Source organism: Acinetobacter sp. XH1741 (assembly GCF_041021895.1).
In the GTDB taxonomy this organism is placed as follows: Bacteria; Pseudomonadota; Gammaproteobacteria; order Pseudomonadales; family Moraxellaceae; genus Acinetobacter.
In genome coordinates, this window is the sequence record NZ_CP157428.1 from 2,110,458 (window position 1) to 2,130,185 (window position 19,728).

The following is a 19,728-nucleotide window of genomic DNA, read 5'->3' on the forward strand; positions in this document are numbered from 1 at the left end:
TAAAGTAACTTAGAATTGAAGAAGACGAGAGGCTGACTGTACTGCATCAGCAAGTTCACCTAGTCCAACCAACTCAAAGTTGCTCGCTAGGTTATGATGACTAAGTTGATGGCGACTCGCATTTTCTGCATCGGTAATACCGCGTGCAAGAGCAGCGCTGACACAGACAGGAAGTCTGATCGCAAGCTTTTGCCATTCATGCGTTAAATTACGCTGGTCGTCAGGAACCCACTGAAAATCATTCGCAACTTGAACGCCATCTTGGTAAAAGAATACACGAAAGTCTTCATTTTTACTTTTGAGTGCCTGAGCGAGGCCCAGCGCATGCCAAGCATGGATTGAAGTAGGAGCAGAGGTTATTAGTAGTAATGTACTCATTGAGAATTCACTATGGTCATACGTCTAAATGGGCGTAGATACATTAAGATAAAGGTAAGTATACAATGATTTTAGTGACAGGTGGTTTAGGCTTTATCGGTTCACACATTGCATTGAGTCTGCTGGCTCAAGGCCAAGAAGTGGTTATTGTCGATAATTTGGCTAACTCGACCTTGCAAACGCTTGAGCGGTTAGAATACATCTCTGGGATGTACGTTCCGTTTGTTAAACTTGATGTACGTAATACGCCTGCATTGAACAAAGTATTTGAACAGTATTCAATCGATGCAGTGATTCATACGGCAGGTTTTAAATCTATTGAAGAATCTAATTTAAAACCGCTTGAATATTATAACGATAATGTCAGTTGCATCATGAGCCTATTGCGTGCGATGCAACGTACAGGTGTCCGTCATTTTATTCATTTGTCTAGCTTGGCAGTCTATGGAAAATCTGGTTTACAGTTAAGTGAAACAGAAGATTTTAACTATGCCTATCCTAATCCATATATCAAATCTCAGCAGATGATTGAAGAAATCATTCGTGATACTTATAAAATTGATCATGAGTGGAAGATTGCGATCTTGCGCTTATCCAATATTGTAGGTGCGTTTGAACATGGTGTATTAGGTGAATATGTTGCACAGCTTCCTAAAAATATTGTACCGCTTGCACTACAAGTTGCGGCAATGCAGCGCGATTTAATTGAATTGCAAGATCAAGTTGAAACGTCTGATCATACAACTGAACGAAGCTTTCTACATGTTTTAGATGTATGTGAGGCTGTCAGCGCGAGTTTACATTGGTTGCGTGATCAAACCCACTGTTGTGAAGCTTTTAATATTGCGCATGACCAAGTACATTCAATTCGTCAATTATTAGATGAAATTTCACAGGTTACCCAAGCTGAAATTCCAACACAAGCTGCAATTTATAAGCATGAAGAGTTGGCCCAACTTGGTGCAAATATTGGAAAAGCAAAAACTTTATTACAATGGGACCCGAAACGAACTTTAAAGCAAATGATTGAAGATGAGTGGAGATTCTATCAAAATACATTAAATGGAAGATAAGATAATGATTCTTATTTACAATAATGAAATGCTTGAGTACGATATTAAAATTAACTAGCCAAAGCAAAAATTGCTTCAGCCCGTGAGTTCTTTAACCAGATAACCGAGGTTTCTATGCAAACACGAATTGAACATGACACTATGGGTGAGATTGAAGTTCCAAATGAAGCATTATGGGGGGCGCAAACCCAACGTAGCTTACAGAACTTTAAAATCGGGCAAGAGCGCTTACCCCGTGCCATGATTCGAGCAATGGGTTTGGTAAAAAAAGCGGCAGCTATTACCAATGCAGAGTTAGGGCAGTTACCACAAGACTTAAGTCAATACATTGTGGGTGCAGCCGAAGAAGTGATTGCAGGGAAATGGGATTCACAATTCCCACTCGTTGTTTGGCAAACAGGTTCTGGTACGCAAAGTAACATGAACTGTAATGAAGTGATTGCTAATATTGCCAACCAAAAATTAGGTCAAGCATTGGGTGCGCAAAAACCAGTACATCCAAATGATCATGTCAACCGTGCACAGTCTACCAACGATTCATTTCCAACGGCTATTCATGTGGCGGCAAGTTTGCAAATCAATGAACTACTCATTCCTGCTGTAGAGCAGCTTAAAGCGACTTTGCAAAAAAAATCTGATGAGTTTCAATCTATTGTTAAAATTGGGCGTACTCATTTACAAGATGCGACTCCATTAACATTAGGTCAAGAATTTAGTGGGTATGTATCTCAGCTTGAACATGGTTTAGTCCGTCTACAACAAGCTTTAACAGGTTTGTATGAGCTGCCATTAGGTGGGACAGCAGTAGGAACAGGGTTAAATGCTCATCCTGACTATGCTGTAAAAGCCGCAGCTCAGCTTGCTACGTTAACTGGTTTACCATTTATTACTGCACCTAATAAATTTGAAGCATTAGCAGGGCGTGACGCTGCTGTTTTTGCATCAGGTGCATTAAAAACTTTAGCTGTAAGCCTAAATAAAATTGCTAATGATATTCGTTGGTTGGCAAGTGGCCCACGTTGTGGTTTTGGTGAAATACGAATTCCTGAAAATGAACCTGGTTCAAGTATTATGCCGGGTAAGGTGAATCCAACCCAGAGCGAAGCAATGACTATGGTGGTTGCACAAGTGCTTGGCAATGATACAACTATTAATGTAGCTGGAGCTTCGGGTAACTTTGAGTTAAATGTGTTTATGCCAGTGATTGCTTATAACTTATTGCAATCTATTCAGCTACTTGGTGATGCTTGTAATAGTTTTAATGATCATTGTGCGGTTGGAATTGAACCAAATCGCGATAAAATCGATCATTTTTTACATAACTCTCTCATGTTGGTGACTGCATTAAACCCAGTTATTGGTTATGAGAACTCAGCAAAAGTTGCGAAAACAGCTTATAAAGAGAATAAAACTTTAAAACAAGTGGCTGTTGAGCTCGGTTTAGTTACACCAGAACAATTTGATGAAGTGGTTAAGCCTGAAAATATGGTTTCCCCAAATAGTAAATAAGCGATCTATATAGCCATCAGCAGTATAATTCGTACTGAATGTACGGTTAAATTACTGATGGCTATTATGCTTACACCTTAAATGTAGAGCATTATATGTACTCTAATTGATGAACTTAAAATAAAAACTACGCTAATAGATCTTCTATATATTCCCAACCATTTGCTTTCATCTCTGTAAACTTTCTTTTTAATTCTTCTTTTGTATATTCATGTGAGTCTTTTGCTAACAGTACATGATACGAGTTGGAAGCTGGATCTATAGTGACGTCTGTAATTTCTACAGGTTGAATCACACCATTTTCAGTCAAACCAAGATCTGTAAAACACATCTCTTTGACTGGAATAACGCTACATTCAAACTCTTTTGAGATAAAGTAGTGATTTGAGTAAGTTGAATAAGTACGTGAAGCTCTAATCTTCATTGATCTCTCCTTTTTTGTGTAGAGAAGATCTGAATAGTCTGGTGTGTTTTAAAAGTTAAAACTGTTTAATTTTTATTGTTGGTTTACTATGAATGTTTGTTATTTAAAGTTTTTTTACAATCTATATTAAAATTATTATAGAAATTCCCCATCAAAAGACGGTTTTATAACTTATAAAGACTCATCTTAAAGTTTTGTAAACTTTATCTTTATATTCATCATCAGAAATGATGTCCTTCTAATTAGTGTTGAATAAGCTGTCATAATTGTTAAAATGCCCACCTCATCCTGTTTTTGTATTGTTTTTAATTTGCATTTATTTTGCGATATAGAAATTAAACACATAATAAACAGTTGTTTAGCTAAGGATTTTTTGAATGCTCTCGATTTATTTAACAGATACTCAACAACATGTGCAATTTAATGATTACCCAAGTGATCAGCCTGTTAAATTTCTGTTAAATCTTAAAAAGATTTTTCCAAGTACGGGTGATTTATTGTTACCTGTTTTGCCGGAAGATAACGATCTGGAAAACGTAACTTGGGAATCAACCACAGAAGACTTTGAAATTTTTAAAAAATTATTAGCAGGCTGGGGTGTTATTGAGCTTCGTTTAAATGCTATTACGGCATACAAAGATAAAACTTTTGCAAATGAACTCATTAAACAAGCCCAAGTGAAGCGTAAGAAAGTAGCACAAAAAAACCATCAGCTATCTTTGGTCGCACTTGATTATATTTTTATGCACGAAATTCATGCATTGATTGATGCTGAGTTGGTCACAATTGGTGAGAAATTTTATTTACCAACCTTGCGAGAACAGTGGAAAGGTAGTGTCTCAGACCAAGTGCTTAATGGAAAACTCTAATGAAAGACAAAAGGTGAATTTTAATAATTCACCTTTTTTTATAATTAAATCAATTGCTTTTTTGGTTTTTTATTTACCTGTACAAAAGTTTACAAGAAAAGAATGCGTTTTTTTAAAAGTGGCAGATACATTGCTTATATAAATACAAAATTATTGCGGGAGAGAGGTTCTTTAGAACCCGCCGAAGGAGCAACAAGCCCGGAAACTCTCAGGCAAAAGGGACTGTAATAATTAAAAAATCTGGAGAGAAGCTTAAGATTTATAAGATGAATAATAAAAACTTATAAGTCATAAACTCACCGAAGGGGAAGATCGAAATACTAAAAGGTAGTATTTAGGTCGAAACTCTCAGGTACAAATGACAGATGGGCTGTACTGATGAAATGTTTTTGCATTTCAGAGGAGTCTGTTATGCCACATGTTATTGTGATTGGTGCAGGAATCACCGGGGTTACTTCAGCCTATGAATTATCTCAATTGGGTTACCAAGTCACAGTGATCGATCGCCACCTATATCCAGCTATGGAAACATCATTTGCAAATGGAGGGCAATTATCTGCTTGTAATGCAGAAGTCTGGAACCAGAAAGCGACCGTTATTAAAGGTTTTAAATGGATGAGGCAAAAAGATGCTCCTCTATTACTTAACCCTTCTTTTAGCTTGCATAAATATAGTTGGTTAGTTGAGTTTCTTTCTCATATTAAAAATTATGAAGAGAATACGATAGAGACTGTTCGTTTAGCATTACTGGCCCGTAAGCGCTTGTTTGAAGTTGCTGAAAAAGAGCAGCTCCAATTCGATTTGGAGAAACGTGGCATTCTTCATATGTACCATAGCAAAGCTGATTATGACGTTGCTAAACAAGTCAATGATGTTTTGAATAAGGGTACTTTGGAGCGCTATTCAGTTTCACCGGACGAGATGAAAACAATCGAGCCATCTTTAACTGGTGATTACTTTGGCGGTTATTACACACCAAGTGATGCAACGGGAGATATCCATAAGTATTCAACTTCTTTGGCTGAAAAAACTAAACAGTATGGAGTTCAATATAAATTTGGTCTGGATGTCACCGATATTAAGTGTCATACCGATAAAGTAGTAGTGAATTGTCAGCCAAGTGCAGAACACCCTTATCTTTCTTCAACAGATAACTTTGAACTAGAAGGTGATATTCTGGTTGTCTGTGGTGGTGTAGGAAGTTATCAGTTAGCTGATATGATTGGTGAACGTGTCAATGTTTATCCGGTCAAAGGTTATTCTATTACTGTGCAGTTAAAAGACGAGAAAAGCATTAAAAATGCACCATGGGTCAGTTTGCTTGATGAGAGTGCAAAAATTGTTACTTCTCGCTTAGGTCAGGACCGTCTACGTATTGCAGGTACAGCTGAGTTTAACGGTTATAATCGAGATATACGGGCTGATCGTATTCAACCTTTAGTCAATTGGGTGAATCGTAATTTTGATATCTCAACTGAGCATGTCGTGCCTTGGGCGGGTTTAAGACCAATGATGCCTAATATGTTGCCTGTAGTGAAACAGTCTAAGCAGTCACGAGTTTTTTATAATACTGGACATGGCCATTTAGGGTGGACTTTATCAGCAGCGACAGCTGTTTTAGTGAGTCAGGATATTCTACAAAAGTATCCAGCTTAAAAAGAAAAGCCAGTGTAGATGCACTGGCTTTTTTATTTTATATCAATTAATCGTATAGGCGATAAACACCAGAAAATCTTTCACAGCCCTTTTGTTGAGTTTTTACGATGAGTAAGGCTTTTTGAAAATCGAACTTATATTTACAGTTATGTTCGTTATCTAAAATCTCACTTTTCTGTTCAGGGGAACTGTAGGCCATGAGTGAGATAGTTTGGCTTTCTTTCCGGTTATTTGGATTGCGATATGCTAAGCCTTCAATTTTAATTTTATCTTTAGCAAGTTGATGGATTTGTAAATGAACAGGCTGTGCTGCAATATGCCCATTTTCAAACTTAAGGTAATGTTGAGTTAGGGTTTGTTTAAGTGAAGCATAAAAGTTTAAATCATCCCCACGTACATCAAATTGCTGTTGAATACATGAATTGGTTTTACATTGTTGTGTATGTCTAAACCATAATGTCTGTGTATCTTGTAAGAGTTGTAAGGGTGCATCTGTGACTAAGTATGCAGAAAGATATTTATTGCTGAGTTGCTTACGTGCTTCACTAAAGGTTTTTGAACAGATTTTGAGCTCAGATTTGGAATTTGAGCAGTCGATAGATTCCGCAAAAACAAGCGATGAGCATAAACAACTCAATGTCACGACAAAACTTAATCTTTTCAATTGATTCATATCAGTATTCGACGGCATGATCGCTTATACTTTCAGTCTACTTTGCTAAGTGTACTATAGCGAAACACGACGGCTGAATACAAGATTTCTTAAGTTTTTATAGAAGGGAAGAGTTTATATGGTTGCTCAAATTCGTATCGGACAGGGAATGGATGTACATGCCTTTGAAGAGGGTAACTTCGTAACCTTAGCTGGCATCCAGATTCCGTATACGCATGGTTTAAAAGCGCATTCAGATGGTGATGTGGTACTTCATGCGCTGTGTGATGCCTTACTTGGTGCATTAGCACTTGGAGATATTGGTCAGCATTTTCCGGATACTGATCCTGAATTTAAAGGTGCAGACAGCCGTGTATTGCTAAAGCATGTTTATCAACTAATATTAGACCGTGGTTATCATTTGAATAATGCTGATATTACGGTAGCTTGTGAGCGTCCTAAGTTGGCGAAACATAATTTAGAAATGCGACAAAGTATTGCAGATGTTTTGAATGTTGATTTAAATCAAATTAGTATTAAAGCGACCACTACCGAAAAACTTGGATTTACAGGTCGCCAAGAAGGAATTTTAGCTACAGCAACGGTACTGATATCTAATTAAACTAAATTATCAGCTTGTTGCAAAGACTGTTGAAGCTCTAGGGTAGCCTTACGGCCTTGAAGCTGTAAGGTAATACTATGGATTAGTCCGGTCCATGTTTCATTCGGTTCCCAAATTTCATGAAGTAGGGTTTGAGAAGTCGGCATGTCCATGTTCATATAAAATTGTCTATAGACATACATAAGGCAACTTGAACGATCATTTTTGGCACAATGTACCCAAACAATCTCATTTTGAACTAAATGATCAATCAAATCTAAAACCAATAAGCATTGGTCAGAAGAAGGTGTTTCCCAGTCAATTGGAATATGAATATAATTTAAACCATACTCAAGACAGATCTGATCTTCATTTTCAATACAGTGTGGTGTATTGGTTAAAGCTAAGTTAATAACAGTGCTACAGCCATACTCTTTAATAAGTTTGAGCTGTTCAACAGAAGGTTGTGCTGAACTAAATAGATGTTCATGAATAATTGAAAATGCAGGGATTTGAGCTAGTGATTCTTCAAGGGTTGTCATAATCGCACTCTACAAGAGTAGGCTTGGCTTATTGTGTAGAATGTTATACACGATTCTAGGTCATTGTTGAAATATAGGCTGGTTATATATTCATCAACTTGGTGGAATTTTTTAAATAATGAATAATAAAAATAAGAGTTTTATAAAAATAAAAAAAACAGCATCATCAAGATGCTGTTTTTAAATAAAGATTAAGCTTTTTTCAAATTTTCATTGAGTAAAAATTCCATTAAAGCTTTTTGTGCATGTAGGCGATTTTCAGCCTCATCCCATACAACAGAGTTTTTATGGTCAAGCATTGTTTCTGAAATTTCTTCACCACGATGGGCTGGTAAACAATGCATAAATAAACAATCTGGGTGTGCAAGACTCATCAATTTTTCATTGACCTGAAAAGCTGAAAAAGCATTTCTACGTAATTTTTGTTCTTCTTCTTGTCCCATGCTTGCCCATACATCTGTAACAATCAGATCGGCATTTACAGCTGCATCTTCAGCATTATCAAAAAGTTCAACACAATGTCCAAACTCTGCCAAAAATTCAGGTTTGGGCTCAAAGCCTTTTGGCGAAGCAATTTTTAATTTAAAACCCATTAAATGTGCAGCTTCAATATATGAATTACACATATTATTGCCATCACCAATCCAGGCTACAGTTTTACCTTCGATGCTGCCACGATGCTCAATATAAGTTTGTAAATCTGCAAGTAGCTGACAAGGGTGATGATCATCAGTCAGGCCATTAATGACAGGAACTTTTGAATAAGATGCAAAACGTTCAACAATGTCATGACCAAAGGTACGAATCATCACGATATCAAGCATGCTTGAAATAACACGTGCTGAATCTTCAATAGGTTCACCACGGCCTAGTTGTGTATCACGAGGTGATAAAAAGATAGCGCTACCACCAAACTGATTAATACCGGCTTCAAAAGAAATACGAGTGCGTGTGCTCGATTTTTCAAAAATCATTCCCAATACTTTACCAACAAAAGGTTGAAATACCTCATGGCTTTGTTGCATTTTTTTTAGTTCGCTTGCGCGTTGTAAGACGCGGTTGAGTTCTAATGTAGATAGGTCACGTAAAGTTAGGAAATGTCTTAAAGCCATGTAGCTACTCCATAATAATTGTCTTTGAAATACAACAATTATCTGTTGTTGGCTGGGTGGATGTGGGGAAAAAAGAAGTCTACTATACTATAAGCATTTCAAAATGCAAAAGAATTAGACTTTATGATGGCCTTTTAAGAAAATGTCTACACAATATTCAATATAATCAAATGCTTCCTTCTCATCTGGTAGGGCGGGCATACCCATAATCATACGCCATTCAATATCACGTAAAATTCCAAAATACATGAGTGAAGAATGATAAGGAGAAGTGCATGTAATTTCTCCTGATTTATCTGCAAATTCTAATGCTTGAGTCAGTGTATTCTGTAAATTGTGTACCCATTTGTCATATAGATATTGTATGAGGACTGTATTACATTCGGTTTGTTCAATAATAAGTCGTAAAAACGCAATATGTTCAGGTCGAATGATGTGAAGATAAACGCGATTGAGCGTTTGAATCAGATACTCTCTTAAAGTGCTTTTCTCTGGTTGAAATGGAATACAAACATCTTTAAAAAACATTTCACGTTTATAGTCACAAATAGCGGTGAAAAGCCCTTCTTTATTACCAAAGTATTTATAAATAGAAGCTTTAGAACCACCTGCATGATTTACGATATCGTCAAGAGATACGGCATCGTATCCTTTTTCCAAAAACAGCTCGGTTGCGCTTAGCAATAAAGCTAAACGGCGCTCTATACCGCGGCGTGTTTGGGGTTTGTCACATATAGGATGATGTGACTCAAGGACTGGATCATGCATAAATTTTAATAACAACGGCTAATACTGCTCGTCTAGTATAGCAAAACTATCTTTGACGATGGACATTGCTATATTTTTAGGTTATCTCATAGACAATAGTTTAACGCCAAACAGGAATGAAATTATTACAATATAATGACTTATGTTGGGTTTTTGAGGTTTTTAATGATGTAACTGTATGTTCATATTTGAATTTAACGAATGATTTACATATAAATCAAAATAAATAAAAAAGCGGCTAAAAGTGAATTAGCCGCTTTTTGATATGCTTGTTAATGTTAGGCTTCAGATAAAGTAACTTTGTGTTCGTCCTCATCATCATCGTCTGCCGAATCCATTCCCAACTCTTTTAACTTGCGAGTAAGAGTATTACGCCCCCAGCCTAATAATTCTGCTGCATGACGTTTACGTCCGCGAGTTTGTTGTAGGGCGGCATTAATTAAAGTGCGCTCAAACATGGGTGTTGCAATATCCAAAATTTTCATTTCACCATTCTTAAGCTTTTGAATCGCCCATTGGTTTAGCAATTCATCCCAATGATGTAACGAAATACGTTCAAATGAAGGTGCAGGTTGGCTAGCTTCACTATTTTTTTGAAGTGGAACCTGTTTGAGTTCAGAAGGTAAGTCTTCAGGGTAAACTTCACGACCAGTGATCATGACAGTTAACCAGCGGCAAGTATTTTCAAGCTGGCGAACGTTACCAGGCCATGGTAACTGTTGCATATAGTCTGTTGTCTCTGTACGTAAAATCTTAGGACTCACGCCAAGTTCTTTACCTGCACGAGCTAAGAAGTGCTGAGCCAGCATCGGTATATCTTCACTACGGTGAGCAAGTTTCGGAATGTGAATACGAATCACATTTAACCGGTGATATAAATCTTCACGGAAGCGGCCTTCATTTACAAGTTTTTCTAAATCTTGGTGTGTGGCTGCTACGATTCGAACATCAACTTTAACTGGAATGTGTCCGCCTACACGATAAAACTCACCATCAGCGAGTACGCGCAGTAGTCGAGTTTGTGTTTCAAATGGCATGTCACCAATTTCATCTAGAAACAGTGTTCCACCATTAGCTTGCTCAAAGCGACCTTGGTGTTGCGTATTGGCACCAGTAAATGCGCCTTTTTCATGGCCAAATAATTCCGTTTCGATTAGATCTTTAGGAATTGCTGCCATGTTTAGAGCAATAAAGGGCTTAGCACGGCGTGGTGAGTGCTTGTGTAGTGCATGTGCAACCAACTCTTTACCTGTTCCTGACTCACCATTAATTAGGACGGTAATATGTGACTGTGATAAACGGCCAATTGCTCGGAAAACCTCTTGCATAGCAGGAGATTCGCCAATTATTTCTGTTGATTGTAGTGGGGAGGCGGTTTTTGTGGCTTCTTGCTGCTGCAATTTATTAATATGCAAAATAGCTCGATTAACTAAAGCTAAAGCCTCATCAATATCAAATGGTTTTGGTAAATACTCAAATGCACCAGTTTGGTAGCTTGAAACAGCTGACTCTAAGTCAGAATGCGCTGTCATAATAATGACAGGCAAATCGGGGTGAGAATTTTTTACTTTAGATAAGAAAGTTAACCCGTCAATACCTGGCATGCGAATGTCCGTTAAGATGACATCAGGCGCATCATGGTGTAAACGTTCGAGTGCTGTTTGAGCTTCTTCAAAATTAGTGACGTCAAATCCTTCTTCTTTAAAGGTCTTTTCAAGTACCCATCGCATGGCGCGATCGTCATCAATAACCCATATTTTATTTCGCGACACGGTCTGACTCCCAAGGTAAATATAAGCTAAACATTGTTTTTCCAGGAACTGATTGGCATTCAATCATTCCGTTATGTTGATGCATAATGTTCTGTGCAATACTCAGGCCAAGCCCTGTACCTTTTGCTCGTCCTGTAACCAAAGGATAAAACACAGACTCTAAAATGCTTTCTGGAATACCTGGTCCATTGTCTTCAATATCGACTCGTACAGCTGAGCGATTGAGTACACCATTAATTGTGACAAGACGTTGGATTCGGGTACGTAAAATTAATTCTGGCTCTTGATCTGTAAAAAATGATTTATTCTCTGTAATCGCTTGAATCGCATTGACACTAATATTCAGCATGACTTGGATGAGTTGATCTCGATCAGCTTTTACATCAGGTAAGGACAAATCATAGTCACGCGTGATTTTGATTTTTTTCTTAGTTTGATTTGCGATTAAAGAACGTACACGCTCTAAAGGCTCATGTACATTCACATTCTCATAACTCGGCAGTTGTCTTGAACCCAACATGGTGTCAGCCAAGTTGGTGAGACGATCTACCTCGTTAATGATGACATCTGTAAATTCTGCATAACTTTCATCATTTAAGCTACGAGCAAGTAATTGGGTTGCACCTCGTATACCCGCAAGTGGGTTTTTAATTTCATGGGCAACTCCTCGAACTAACTGCCTAGCCACTTGATGTTGTTGAATTAAGTTTTCTTCTTTAGAAATTTTCAACATACGATCAATTGGATTAAGTTCAATAAGTAGAAGCGGATGATAGCTTTTACCTGCATTTAATTGAGAAACCGTATAATCAACATGTAGATCTTTAAAGTTGACATTAATAACAGCCTCACGACGTGTATAAGGCTGTCCTGTTTTTAAGGTATTAAGTAAAGCTTCCTGTGTATTAAAAGTATCATCAGGCGCATGAAGTAAATTAAAAACCGGTTGTCCGGATGCTCGAAGCAAACTAATGTCAAAAAGTGCTTCACAAGCTGAATTCAAATAAAAAATATTAAAGTTACTATCGATTAATAAAATCGCAGTAGTTAAATTGTCTACCAATAGGCGATAGTCGATAGGTGTGTGTTGATCCATTAGCGAATCGTTCCTGTCTTAAAATAGCGCAATGGCATCTTCATTGGTTAGCGGTTTTCACCGTTATAGAACATGAATGATGCAAAATGTACGCCAACTTTGTTTATGGATTATTTTAAGGTTTTAAGCGGATTTAAAGCGCTCTAAAATCGTTCTTTATATCTTTTGATCAAAAAATAGCAGCTTATTTACTTATAATATCATGTTCCAACTTGGTGCAATATTGAGTTTTGGTGCAAATATTGGTTGTATTTTGGTGCATTACACAAAGAGTGGGGTTTCCACCTATGCTTGAGACAAGAAAAGACATACAATACGCGCATTCAAGTGGAGCGCAGATTCATGAAGACCCCCAAAGTCGGTTTTGTTTCTTTAGGTTGTCCTAAGGCATTGGTAGATTCTGAACGAATTTTAACTCAGTTAAAGACTGAAGGTTATCAAGTTGCATCAGATTATGATGGTGCTGATTTAGTTGTTGTTAATACCTGTGGTTTTATTGAATCTGCAGTACAAGAATCTTTAGATGCAATTGGCGAAGCCATGAGTGAAAATGGCCGAGTTATTGTTACGGGTTGCTTAGGTAAAGACGAAGATAAAATCCGTCAAATGCACCCGAATGTCTTAAAGGTTACTGGTGCAGCAGCTTATCAGGATGTTATGGAAGCTGTACATGAATATGTACCAGCGCCGCCTAAACACAATCCGTTTATTGACCTTGTTCCTGAACAGGGTATCCGTTTGACACCGAAGCATTATGCTTATTTAAAAATATCTGAAGGCTGTAACCATCGTTGTACCTTCTGTATTATCCCAAGCATGCGCGGTGATTTAGTATCACGTCCAGTTGGTAGCGTATTAGAAGAAGCTGCTGCTTTAAAACGTGCAGGCGTGAAAGAAATCTTAGTCATTTCTCAAGATACTTCAGCTTATGGTGTAGATACCAAATACAAGCTTGATTTCTGGAATGGTCAACCTGTAAAGACCAAATTCTTTGACATGTGTGAAGCACTCGGCCAACTTGGTATCTGGGTTCGCTTACATTATGTATATCCATATCCGCATGTTGATGCAGTTATCGATTTGATGGCTCAAGGGAAAATCCTGCCATATCTTGATATTCCTTTCCAGCATGCAAGCCCACGTGTTCTTAAGTTAATGAAACGTCCGGCGCATAGTGAAAATACATTAGAAAAAATTAAATTATGGCGTGAGAAATGCCCGGATCTTGTTATCCGTTCTACTTTTGTGGTTGGTTTTCCTGGCGAAACTGAAGAAGACTTCCAGATTTTGTTAGATTGGTTGGTTGAAGCTCAACTTGATCGTGTAGGCTGCTTTACCTATTCACCAGTAGAAGGTGCTACGGCAAATGATTTACCCGATCATGTGCCAGAAGAAATTAAGCAAGAGCGTTACGAGCGCTTTATGCAAGTGCAGCAGCAAATATCTGCTGCCAAATTACAAAAACGTATTGGTCAAACGATGACTGTATTAGTCGATGGTTTGGAAGATGAATATCCTGTTGCTGTTGCACGTTCTTATGCCGATGCTCCGGAAATTGACGGTAATGTCTTTGTAGAAGATATCGATAAGAGCACTATTCAACCAGGCGATATGTTGGAAGTCGAAATTACCGATGCGGATGAATACGATTTATTTGCAAAGTTAATTAAAATTAAATCGGTCTAATCGAAACACGATTCAAAAAGCATTCAGTTTAAGAGGTTTTGGAGCAAAATCATGGCGGAAACAATCAGCCCCCGTTATTCACGAATTTTATTAAAATTATCTGGTGAAGCTTTATCAGGTAATAAAGATATGGGTATTGATGCTCAAGTTTTAGATCAAATGTCGTTGTCAATTGCACATTTGGTTGGCTTGGGTGTGCAAGTAGGTATCGTTGTGGGTGGCGGTAACTTATATCGCGGTAGCCAGTTACAAAAAGATGGTTTGGTTGGCCGCGTAACAGGTGACCAGATGGGTATGCTTGCAACTGTTATGAATGGCTTGGCAATGCGCGATGCATTGGTACGTCGTAACATCAGAACTCGTCTTATGTCAGCATTGCCAATTGGTACTGTTGTGGAGTCATATTCAAGTCGTGATGCGATTCGCCATTTAAGCCAAGGCGAAGTGTGTGTATTCGTTGCAGGCACAGGCAATCCATTCTTTACAACTGATACAGCAGCATGTTTACGTGGTATCGAAATTGAAGCAAATTTAATTTTGAAAGCAACCAAAGTAGATGGTGTTTATAATAAAGATCCAAGCAAATACGAAGATGCGGTGAAATACGATCATTTGACATTTGACCAGGTGTTAGATGAGAAGTTGGGTGTTATGGATTTAACGGCAATTTGCTTATGTCGTGACCATAATGTGCCATTACAAGTATTTGATATGAATAAATCTGGTGCGCTATTGTCAGTTGTAATGGGTGAAAAAGAGGGTACACGCGTTACTAAATAATGTACGTGTGCCGTAAAGCTCTTTATACTAGCGCTAAATTAAATTTGTTAAATACATCCTTGAATAAATAAGTAAGGAAGATCATATGATTAACGATCTGAAAAAAGACAGCGAACAGCGTATGTTAAAAACTCTTGATTCTTTGGAACAAGGTTTTGCTAAAGTTCGTACCGGCCGTGCACACCCATCAATTTTAAATGGGGTAATGGTTCCTTACTATGGTTCTGATGTGCCTTTAAACCAAGTGGCAAACGTTGGTGTTGAAGATTCGCGTACGCTTATTGTTCAACCATTTGAACGTACTATGGTTGCTGCAATTGATAAGGCAATTCGTGAAAGTGATCTTGGTTTAAATCCGATTACTGCTGACTCAATTCGTGTACCTTTACCAGCTTTGACTGAAGAAACACGCCGTGATATGCAGAAAGTTGCACGCAGTGAAGCTGAAAATGCAAAAGTTGCGATTCGTAATATTCGTCGTGATGTATTAGGTGATATCAAAGCATTGTTAAAAGAGAAAGAAATTTCTGAAGATGATGAGCGTCGTGCAGGCGATGATATCCAAAAAATTACTGATAAATATGTTGCAGAAGTAGATAAGCGTCTTGCAGCGAAAGAAGCAGAATTGATGAAGGTCTAATTTTATGACCGAAACAGAAGAGTATCATCTTCCTCAGCATGTTGCCATCATCATGGATGGCAACAATCGCTTTGCAAAGAAAAATCAAATGCAAAAAGGTGATGGACATCGAGAGGGTAAAAATATTCTTGACCCTATCGTTGAGCATTGTATAGAAACTAGCGTCCGTGCTTTAACTGTTTTTGCATTTTCGAGTGAAAATTGGAATCGACCACAATATGAAGTCGATCTGCTTATGAAGCTTCTTGAAGAAACAATTCATGAGCAAATACCTCGCATGAAAAAATTCAATATTGCTTTGCGTTTTATAGGGGATCGTTCCAGATTACCTTCACATTTAGTTGCCTTAATGGAAGATGCAGAGCAACAAACAGTACATCATGACACTATGACACTCACCATCGCGATTAGCTATGGTGGTATGTGGGATATTGCAAACGCAGCTAAACAGGTTGCTCAAGCAGTTTCACGTGGTGAAATTGACGCTGATCAAATAAATGTTGATTTGTTCGAAAAATATGTCAGTCTAAACGATCTGCCAGCTGTGGACTTGTTGATCCGTACAGGTGGAGATTTCCGTATATCTAATTTCTTGTTATGGCAAGCAGCTTATGCGGAACTGTATTTCACGGATACTTTGTGGCCGGAATTTACAGTCGAAGAATTCGATCATGCATTGAATGTTTTTTCAGGGCGTGAACGTCGTTTCGGTAAAACATCTGAACAAATTCAGCAAGAGAAAATCGAGAAATTATAATGTTAGAGCGGATTGTTACCGCATTGGTACTTGTTGCAGTTGTTTTAGGCTGTATGTTTGCTACGCAATCACATTATCCAATGTTGGTACTTATGATTGTTGCAGCAGGGGTTGCGGGCTATGAATGGTATAAGTTAATGCCTCGCGAAGCTGGTGCTGTAGTAAAACCTAAAGCATGGTGTTACGGTTTACTAGTTGCTTTTGTTTCTGGTGTTGCTTTATTTTTCCATGATATTGCTTTGCTGTTATGGTCTGCTTCAATTTTAACTTGGCTCGTTAGTGTTTATTGGGTTAAGTCATTTCCTGAATTTGATGGGTGGTATAACGCCACTTTATATGTCATTGGTTTAATTCTTATCTGTGCAGCAGTGACTGCAATCTTTGTAGTATGGCAAAGCTCACCATGGTGGTTGATGTATTTGTTCTTGCTAGTATGGGGTGCAGATAGTGGAGCTTACTTTGTTGGTCGTAAATTCGGTAAAAGGAAACTAGCGCCTACAGTAAGCCCTAATAAATCAGTAGAAGGTTTGTATGGTGGTATTATCACCACAATCATTGTAATGCTAGTGGTGCAATATCAATATTTAAACCTCACTTGGGTTCAACAGCTTTTATTCCTGATCTTGTCTTTAATTACAGTGTTTGGTTCAGTATTAGGTGATCTATTTGAATCAATGATCAAACGTCGTGCTGGTATTAAAGATTCTGGCCGTGTATTGCCAGGTCATGGTGGTGTATTGGACCGTATTGATTCTTTACTCGCAGCAGCCCCGATTTTTGCAACGGGAATGTATATATTAAAGCTTATTGGTGTAGATTTATAGATGACACAATCTGTTTGCATATTGGGTGTAACCGGTTCTATTGGGCAAAGTACCTTAAAAATTTTAAGTCAACATCCAGATAAGTATTCAGTCTTTGCGATTTCGGCGCATAGTCGAATTTCTGAGCTTGTTGAAATCTGCAAACAGTTTCGACCTAAAGTCGTGGTTGTTCCTGAACAAAAAGTAGTTGATTTAAAAACATTATTTGCTCAACAAAATATACATGATATTGATATTTTAGTTGGGCAAGACGGTTTGGTAGATATCGCATCGCATGCAGATGTTGATGTTGTGATGGCGGCGATTGTAGGCGCAGCTGGGTTGTTGCCAACATTGGCAGCTGTTAAAGCCGGTAAGCGGGTATTACTAGCAAATAAAGAAGCACTGGTCATGTCTGGTGAGATCATGATGCAAGCTGCTCGTGATCATCAAGCTTTATTGTTACCCGTCGATTCAGAACATAATGCAATTTTCCAATCATTACCTCATAACTATTTGCAAGTAGATAGAACTGGGCAACCTCAATTGGGTGTTTCCAGAATATTACTCACTGCATCAGGTGGTCCTTTTTTAAACCATTCTTTAGAGCAGCTGGAACATGTAACACCGCAGCAGGCATGTAAACATCCAAACTGGTCAATGGGACAAAAAATTTCTGTCGACTCCGCTACTCTGATGAATAAAGGTTTGGAGCTGATAGAAGCTTGCCATTTGTTTTCAATATCTGAACATTTTGTTACAGTTGTTGTTCACCCACAAAGTATTATTCACTCTATGGTGCAATATGTTGATGGTTCAACATTAGCACAAATGGGTAACCCTGATATGTGTACGCCAATTGCGCATGCATTAGCATGGCCTGAGCGTTTACAAACAAGTGTTCCTGCTTTAGATTTATTTGAGTATTCTCAACTTAATTTTCAAGCGCCAGATACCCAAAAATTTCCTGCACTCGATTTAGCAAGACAAGCGATGCGTGCAGGAGGTTTAGCTCCTACCATTTTGAATGCAGCAAATGAGATTGCTGTCGAAGCATTCTTAAAGGAAAGGATTGGATTTATAAATATTCCACAAGTTGTAGAGCATACTTTGCAAGTGTTGGATAATGCGGGTGCTGAGAGTATTGAGTGCATTTTAGATAAAGATAAAGTGGCTCGATCTGTAGCTCAGCAGTATATTTCAAGTATTGGAGGCTGAAATGAATGCACTTTTTATGATTGCAGCGGCAGCTCTTTTACTTGGGCCTTTAATTGCAATCCATGAGTTTGGGCATTACTGGGTCGCACGAAAACTAGGTGTTAAAGTTTTAGTCTATTCGATTGGTTTTGGACCAACTTTACTAAAATGGACTTCTAAAAAGTCTGGCATTAAATATCAACTTTCTGCCTTGCCTTTAGGTGGATACGTTAAAATGTTAGACGAGCGCGAAGGTAATGTAGCAGAACAAGATCTGCCATATGCTTTTAATCGTCAAAAACCTTGGAAACGTATAGCTATTGTTGCTGCAGGACCATTAATTAACTTACTTTTTGCGGTACTTCTTTTTTGGATTTTATTTTTACCTGCCCAAGAACAGTTAAATACTAAAATTGGCAAAATTATTCCAAATTCTCCAGCTGCAACTGCCCAGTTACATATTGGTGATAAAATTATTGCCATTGATGGGAAAGAGACCGCGACTTGGGAAAAGCTAAATTTTGCTTTAATTGATCGTGTGGGTGAAACAGGTACTGTAAATGTAGATGTAGATCGTGCCGGCACCGAGAAAAATTTTGTATTACCCGTAAAAGATTTCTTAAAAAACCAAAATGAGTCTGCACTTGATATATTAGGCTTTTTGCCTTATCGCCCTGTGATTCCTGCTGTTGTAACAGATTTAACTGCAGATGGTGCCGCGATTCGTCAAGGAATGAAAGTAGGTGATCGCATTGTTGCGATTGATGGTCAAACTATGAAAGATTGGTTTGATGTTGTTGAGGTTGTTCAACATTCTCCAGAAAAATTACTTAATATTGATGTGTTGCGTCATGAACAATTGGTGCATTTACAAGTAATGCCACAAGGAAAGCGCGATAACATGGGACAAGTAAATGGTGTCCTTGGTGTAAAAAGTGATGCTGGAAAAATTACAATTCCTGACGAATATAAGCAAACAATTCAATATACTCCAATACAAGCTTTTGAAATGGCGCTGGATAAAACTGGCCAGATCTCTAGCATGATTTTGAATTCAATAGTGAAAATGGTAAAAGGATTAATTGGATTAGAAAATCTTTCTGGGCCTATCACTATTGCAAAAGTAGCTGGACAAAGTGCAGAAATGGGATGGGAAACTTTTATCTCTTTCATGGCATTAATGAGTGTAAGTCTTGGAATTTTAAACTTATTACCAATTCCAATGTTAGATGGTGGCCATCTAGTGTATTACATCATTGAAGCTATTCGGGGAAAACCTGTTTCTGAACAAATACAAATGTTTGGTCTAAAAATTGGTATGGTACTGCTCGGTAGTATGATGCTTTTAGCTTTATTTAATGACTTTATGCGTTTGTAAACGTATATGGATTTATAACTTACTGGAAAAAACTG

At 37.9% G+C, this 19,728-nt stretch carries 20 protein-coding genes and 1 riboswitch; of the genes, 12 read left to right on the forward strand and 8 right to left on the reverse strand.

Translation table 11 applies throughout. From position 1 onward, the window contains the following. Positions 1 to 9: 9 nt before the first annotated feature. On the reverse strand, positions 10 to 378 hold the full coding sequence (tusD, locus tag ABLB96_RS10010) for a sulfurtransferase complex subunit TusD (protein WP_031982817.1): 369 nt from the start codon (positions 376 to 378) through the stop codon (positions 10 to 12). 65 nt (positions 379 to 443) lie between these two features. Between tusD and galE the strand changes: the two genes are divergently transcribed. Together galE and fumC are read left to right on the forward strand one after the other, a co-directional pair. Continuing rightward, positions 444 to 1,451: a UDP-glucose 4-epimerase GalE gene (galE, locus tag ABLB96_RS10015; protein WP_348897406.1), complete on the forward strand. Its 1,008-nt coding sequence runs from the start codon at positions 444 to 446 to the stop codon at positions 1,449 to 1,451. 114 nt (positions 1,452 to 1,565) lie between these two features. After that, a complete protein-coding gene (gene fumC, locus ABLB96_RS10020) occupies positions 1,566 to 2,960 on the forward strand; it encodes a class II fumarate hydratase (RefSeq protein ID WP_348897408.1) in 1,395 nt (464 codons plus the stop codon). A 127-nt stretch (positions 2,961 to 3,087) separates the two neighbouring features. Here the strand turns inward: fumC and ABLB96_RS10025 are convergent, their stop codons facing one another. Next, positions 3,088 to 3,384, reverse strand: a complete 297-nt coding sequence (locus ABLB96_RS10025) for a hypothetical protein (RefSeq protein ID WP_348897410.1) — start codon at positions 3,382 to 3,384, stop codon at positions 3,088 to 3,090. A gap of 377 nt (positions 3,385 to 3,761) precedes the next feature. Here ABLB96_RS10025 and ABLB96_RS10030 point away from each other — a divergent pair, with 377 nt between their 5' ends. Both ABLB96_RS10030 and ABLB96_RS10035 read left to right on the forward strand, forming a co-directional pair. Next, positions 3,762 to 4,253 carry a hypothetical protein gene (locus tag ABLB96_RS10030; RefSeq protein ID WP_348897411.1) on the forward strand — a complete coding sequence of 164 codons (492 nt, stop codon included), beginning with the start codon at positions 3,762 to 3,764 and terminating at the stop codon, positions 4,251 to 4,253. 146 nt (positions 4,254 to 4,399) lie between these two features. Next, a riboswitch (glycine riboswitch) is annotated at positions 4,400 to 4,488 on the forward strand. Between the two features lie 176 nt (positions 4,489 to 4,664). After that, entirely contained in the window at positions 4,665 to 5,909 is a 1,245-nt protein-coding gene (locus ABLB96_RS10035) for a D-amino acid dehydrogenase (protein WP_348897414.1), read from the forward strand. Between the two features lie 46 nt (positions 5,910 to 5,955). Here ABLB96_RS10035 and ABLB96_RS10040 read toward each other — a convergent pair whose 3' ends face one another. Beyond that, positions 5,956 to 6,600 carry a hypothetical protein gene (locus tag ABLB96_RS10040; RefSeq protein WP_348897415.1) on the reverse strand — a complete coding sequence of 215 codons (645 nt, stop codon included), beginning with the start codon at positions 6,598 to 6,600 and terminating at the stop codon, positions 5,956 to 5,958. Between the two features lie 100 nt (positions 6,601 to 6,700). Here ABLB96_RS10040 and ispF point away from each other — a divergent pair, with 100 nt between their 5' ends. Continuing rightward, complete coding sequence (gene ispF, locus ABLB96_RS10045; protein WP_348897417.1) at positions 6,701 to 7,183, forward strand: 2-C-methyl-D-erythritol 2,4-cyclodiphosphate synthase; 483 nt, start codon at positions 6,701 to 6,703, stop codon at positions 7,181 to 7,183. Here the strand turns inward: ispF and ABLB96_RS10050 are convergent. The 5 genes from ABLB96_RS10050 to glnL all read right to left on the reverse strand — a co-directional run bounded on the left by ABLB96_RS10050 (position 7,180) and on the right by glnL (position 12,452). Next, the gene (locus tag ABLB96_RS10050) at positions 7,180 to 7,704 is read right to left on the reverse strand and encodes a protein tyrosine phosphatase family protein (RefSeq protein ID WP_348897418.1); all 525 of its coding nucleotides are present in this window, start codon (positions 7,702 to 7,704) and stop codon (positions 7,180 to 7,182) included. The genes ispF and ABLB96_RS10050 overlap by 4 nt on opposite strands. Before the next feature lie 191 nt (positions 7,705 to 7,895). Then, complete coding sequence (gene argF / locus ABLB96_RS10055; RefSeq protein WP_348897420.1) at positions 7,896 to 8,816, reverse strand: ornithine carbamoyltransferase; 921 nt, start codon at positions 8,814 to 8,816, stop codon at positions 7,896 to 7,898. Between the two features lie 114 nt (positions 8,817 to 8,930). Continuing rightward, a complete protein-coding gene (locus ABLB96_RS10060; RefSeq protein ID WP_348897421.1) occupies positions 8,931 to 9,584 on the reverse strand; it encodes a TetR/AcrR family transcriptional regulator in 654 nt (217 codons plus the stop codon). A gap of 278 nt (positions 9,585 to 9,862) precedes the next feature. After that, entirely contained in the window at positions 9,863 to 11,356 is a 1,494-nt protein-coding gene (gene glnG / locus ABLB96_RS10065; protein WP_348897423.1) for a nitrogen regulation protein NR(I), read from the reverse strand. Continuing rightward, complete coding sequence (gene glnL, locus ABLB96_RS10070) at positions 11,343 to 12,452, reverse strand: nitrogen regulation protein NR(II) (RefSeq protein WP_348897424.1); 1,110 nt, start codon at positions 12,450 to 12,452, stop codon at positions 11,343 to 11,345. The genes glnG and glnL overlap by 14 nt, the downstream gene beginning before the upstream one ends. A gap of 342 nt (positions 12,453 to 12,794) precedes the next feature. Here glnL and rimO point away from each other — a divergent pair, with 342 nt between their 5' ends. The 7 genes from rimO to rseP all read left to right on the forward strand — a co-directional run bounded on the left by rimO (position 12,795) and on the right by rseP (position 19,693). Further along, positions 12,795 to 14,138 (forward strand): 30S ribosomal protein S12 methylthiotransferase RimO, encoded by a 1,344-nt coding sequence (gene rimO, locus ABLB96_RS10075; RefSeq protein ID WP_004701193.1) that lies wholly within the window; start codon positions 12,795 to 12,797, stop codon positions 14,136 to 14,138. 51 nt (positions 14,139 to 14,189) lie between these two features. Further along, positions 14,190 to 14,918 carry a UMP kinase gene (pyrH, locus tag ABLB96_RS10080; protein ID WP_000852257.1) on the forward strand — a complete coding sequence of 243 codons (729 nt, stop codon included), beginning with the start codon at positions 14,190 to 14,192 and terminating at the stop codon, positions 14,916 to 14,918. Between the two features lie 85 nt (positions 14,919 to 15,003). Next, positions 15,004 to 15,558 carry a ribosome recycling factor gene (gene frr, locus ABLB96_RS10085; RefSeq protein WP_348897426.1) on the forward strand — a complete coding sequence of 185 codons (555 nt, stop codon included), beginning with the start codon at positions 15,004 to 15,006 and terminating at the stop codon, positions 15,556 to 15,558. A gap of 4 nt (positions 15,559 to 15,562) precedes the next feature. Continuing rightward, a complete protein-coding gene (gene uppS / locus ABLB96_RS10090) occupies positions 15,563 to 16,315 on the forward strand; it encodes a polyprenyl diphosphate synthase (RefSeq protein WP_348897428.1) in 753 nt (250 codons plus the stop codon). Then, positions 16,315 to 17,139: a phosphatidate cytidylyltransferase gene (locus tag ABLB96_RS10095; protein ID WP_348897429.1), complete on the forward strand. Its 825-nt coding sequence runs from the start codon at positions 16,315 to 16,317 to the stop codon at positions 17,137 to 17,139. Before uppS ends, ABLB96_RS10095 begins: the two co-directional genes overlap by 1 nt. After that, complete coding sequence (ispC, locus tag ABLB96_RS10100; RefSeq protein WP_348897430.1) at positions 17,140 to 18,336, forward strand: 1-deoxy-D-xylulose-5-phosphate reductoisomerase; 1,197 nt, start codon at positions 17,140 to 17,142, stop codon at positions 18,334 to 18,336. It begins immediately after the preceding gene. A 1-nt stretch (position 18,337) separates the two neighbouring features. After that, a complete protein-coding gene (rseP, locus tag ABLB96_RS10105) occupies positions 18,338 to 19,693 on the forward strand; it encodes an RIP metalloprotease RseP (protein ID WP_348897432.1) in 1,356 nt (451 codons plus the stop codon). Positions 19,694 to 19,728 lie beyond the last annotated feature (35 nt).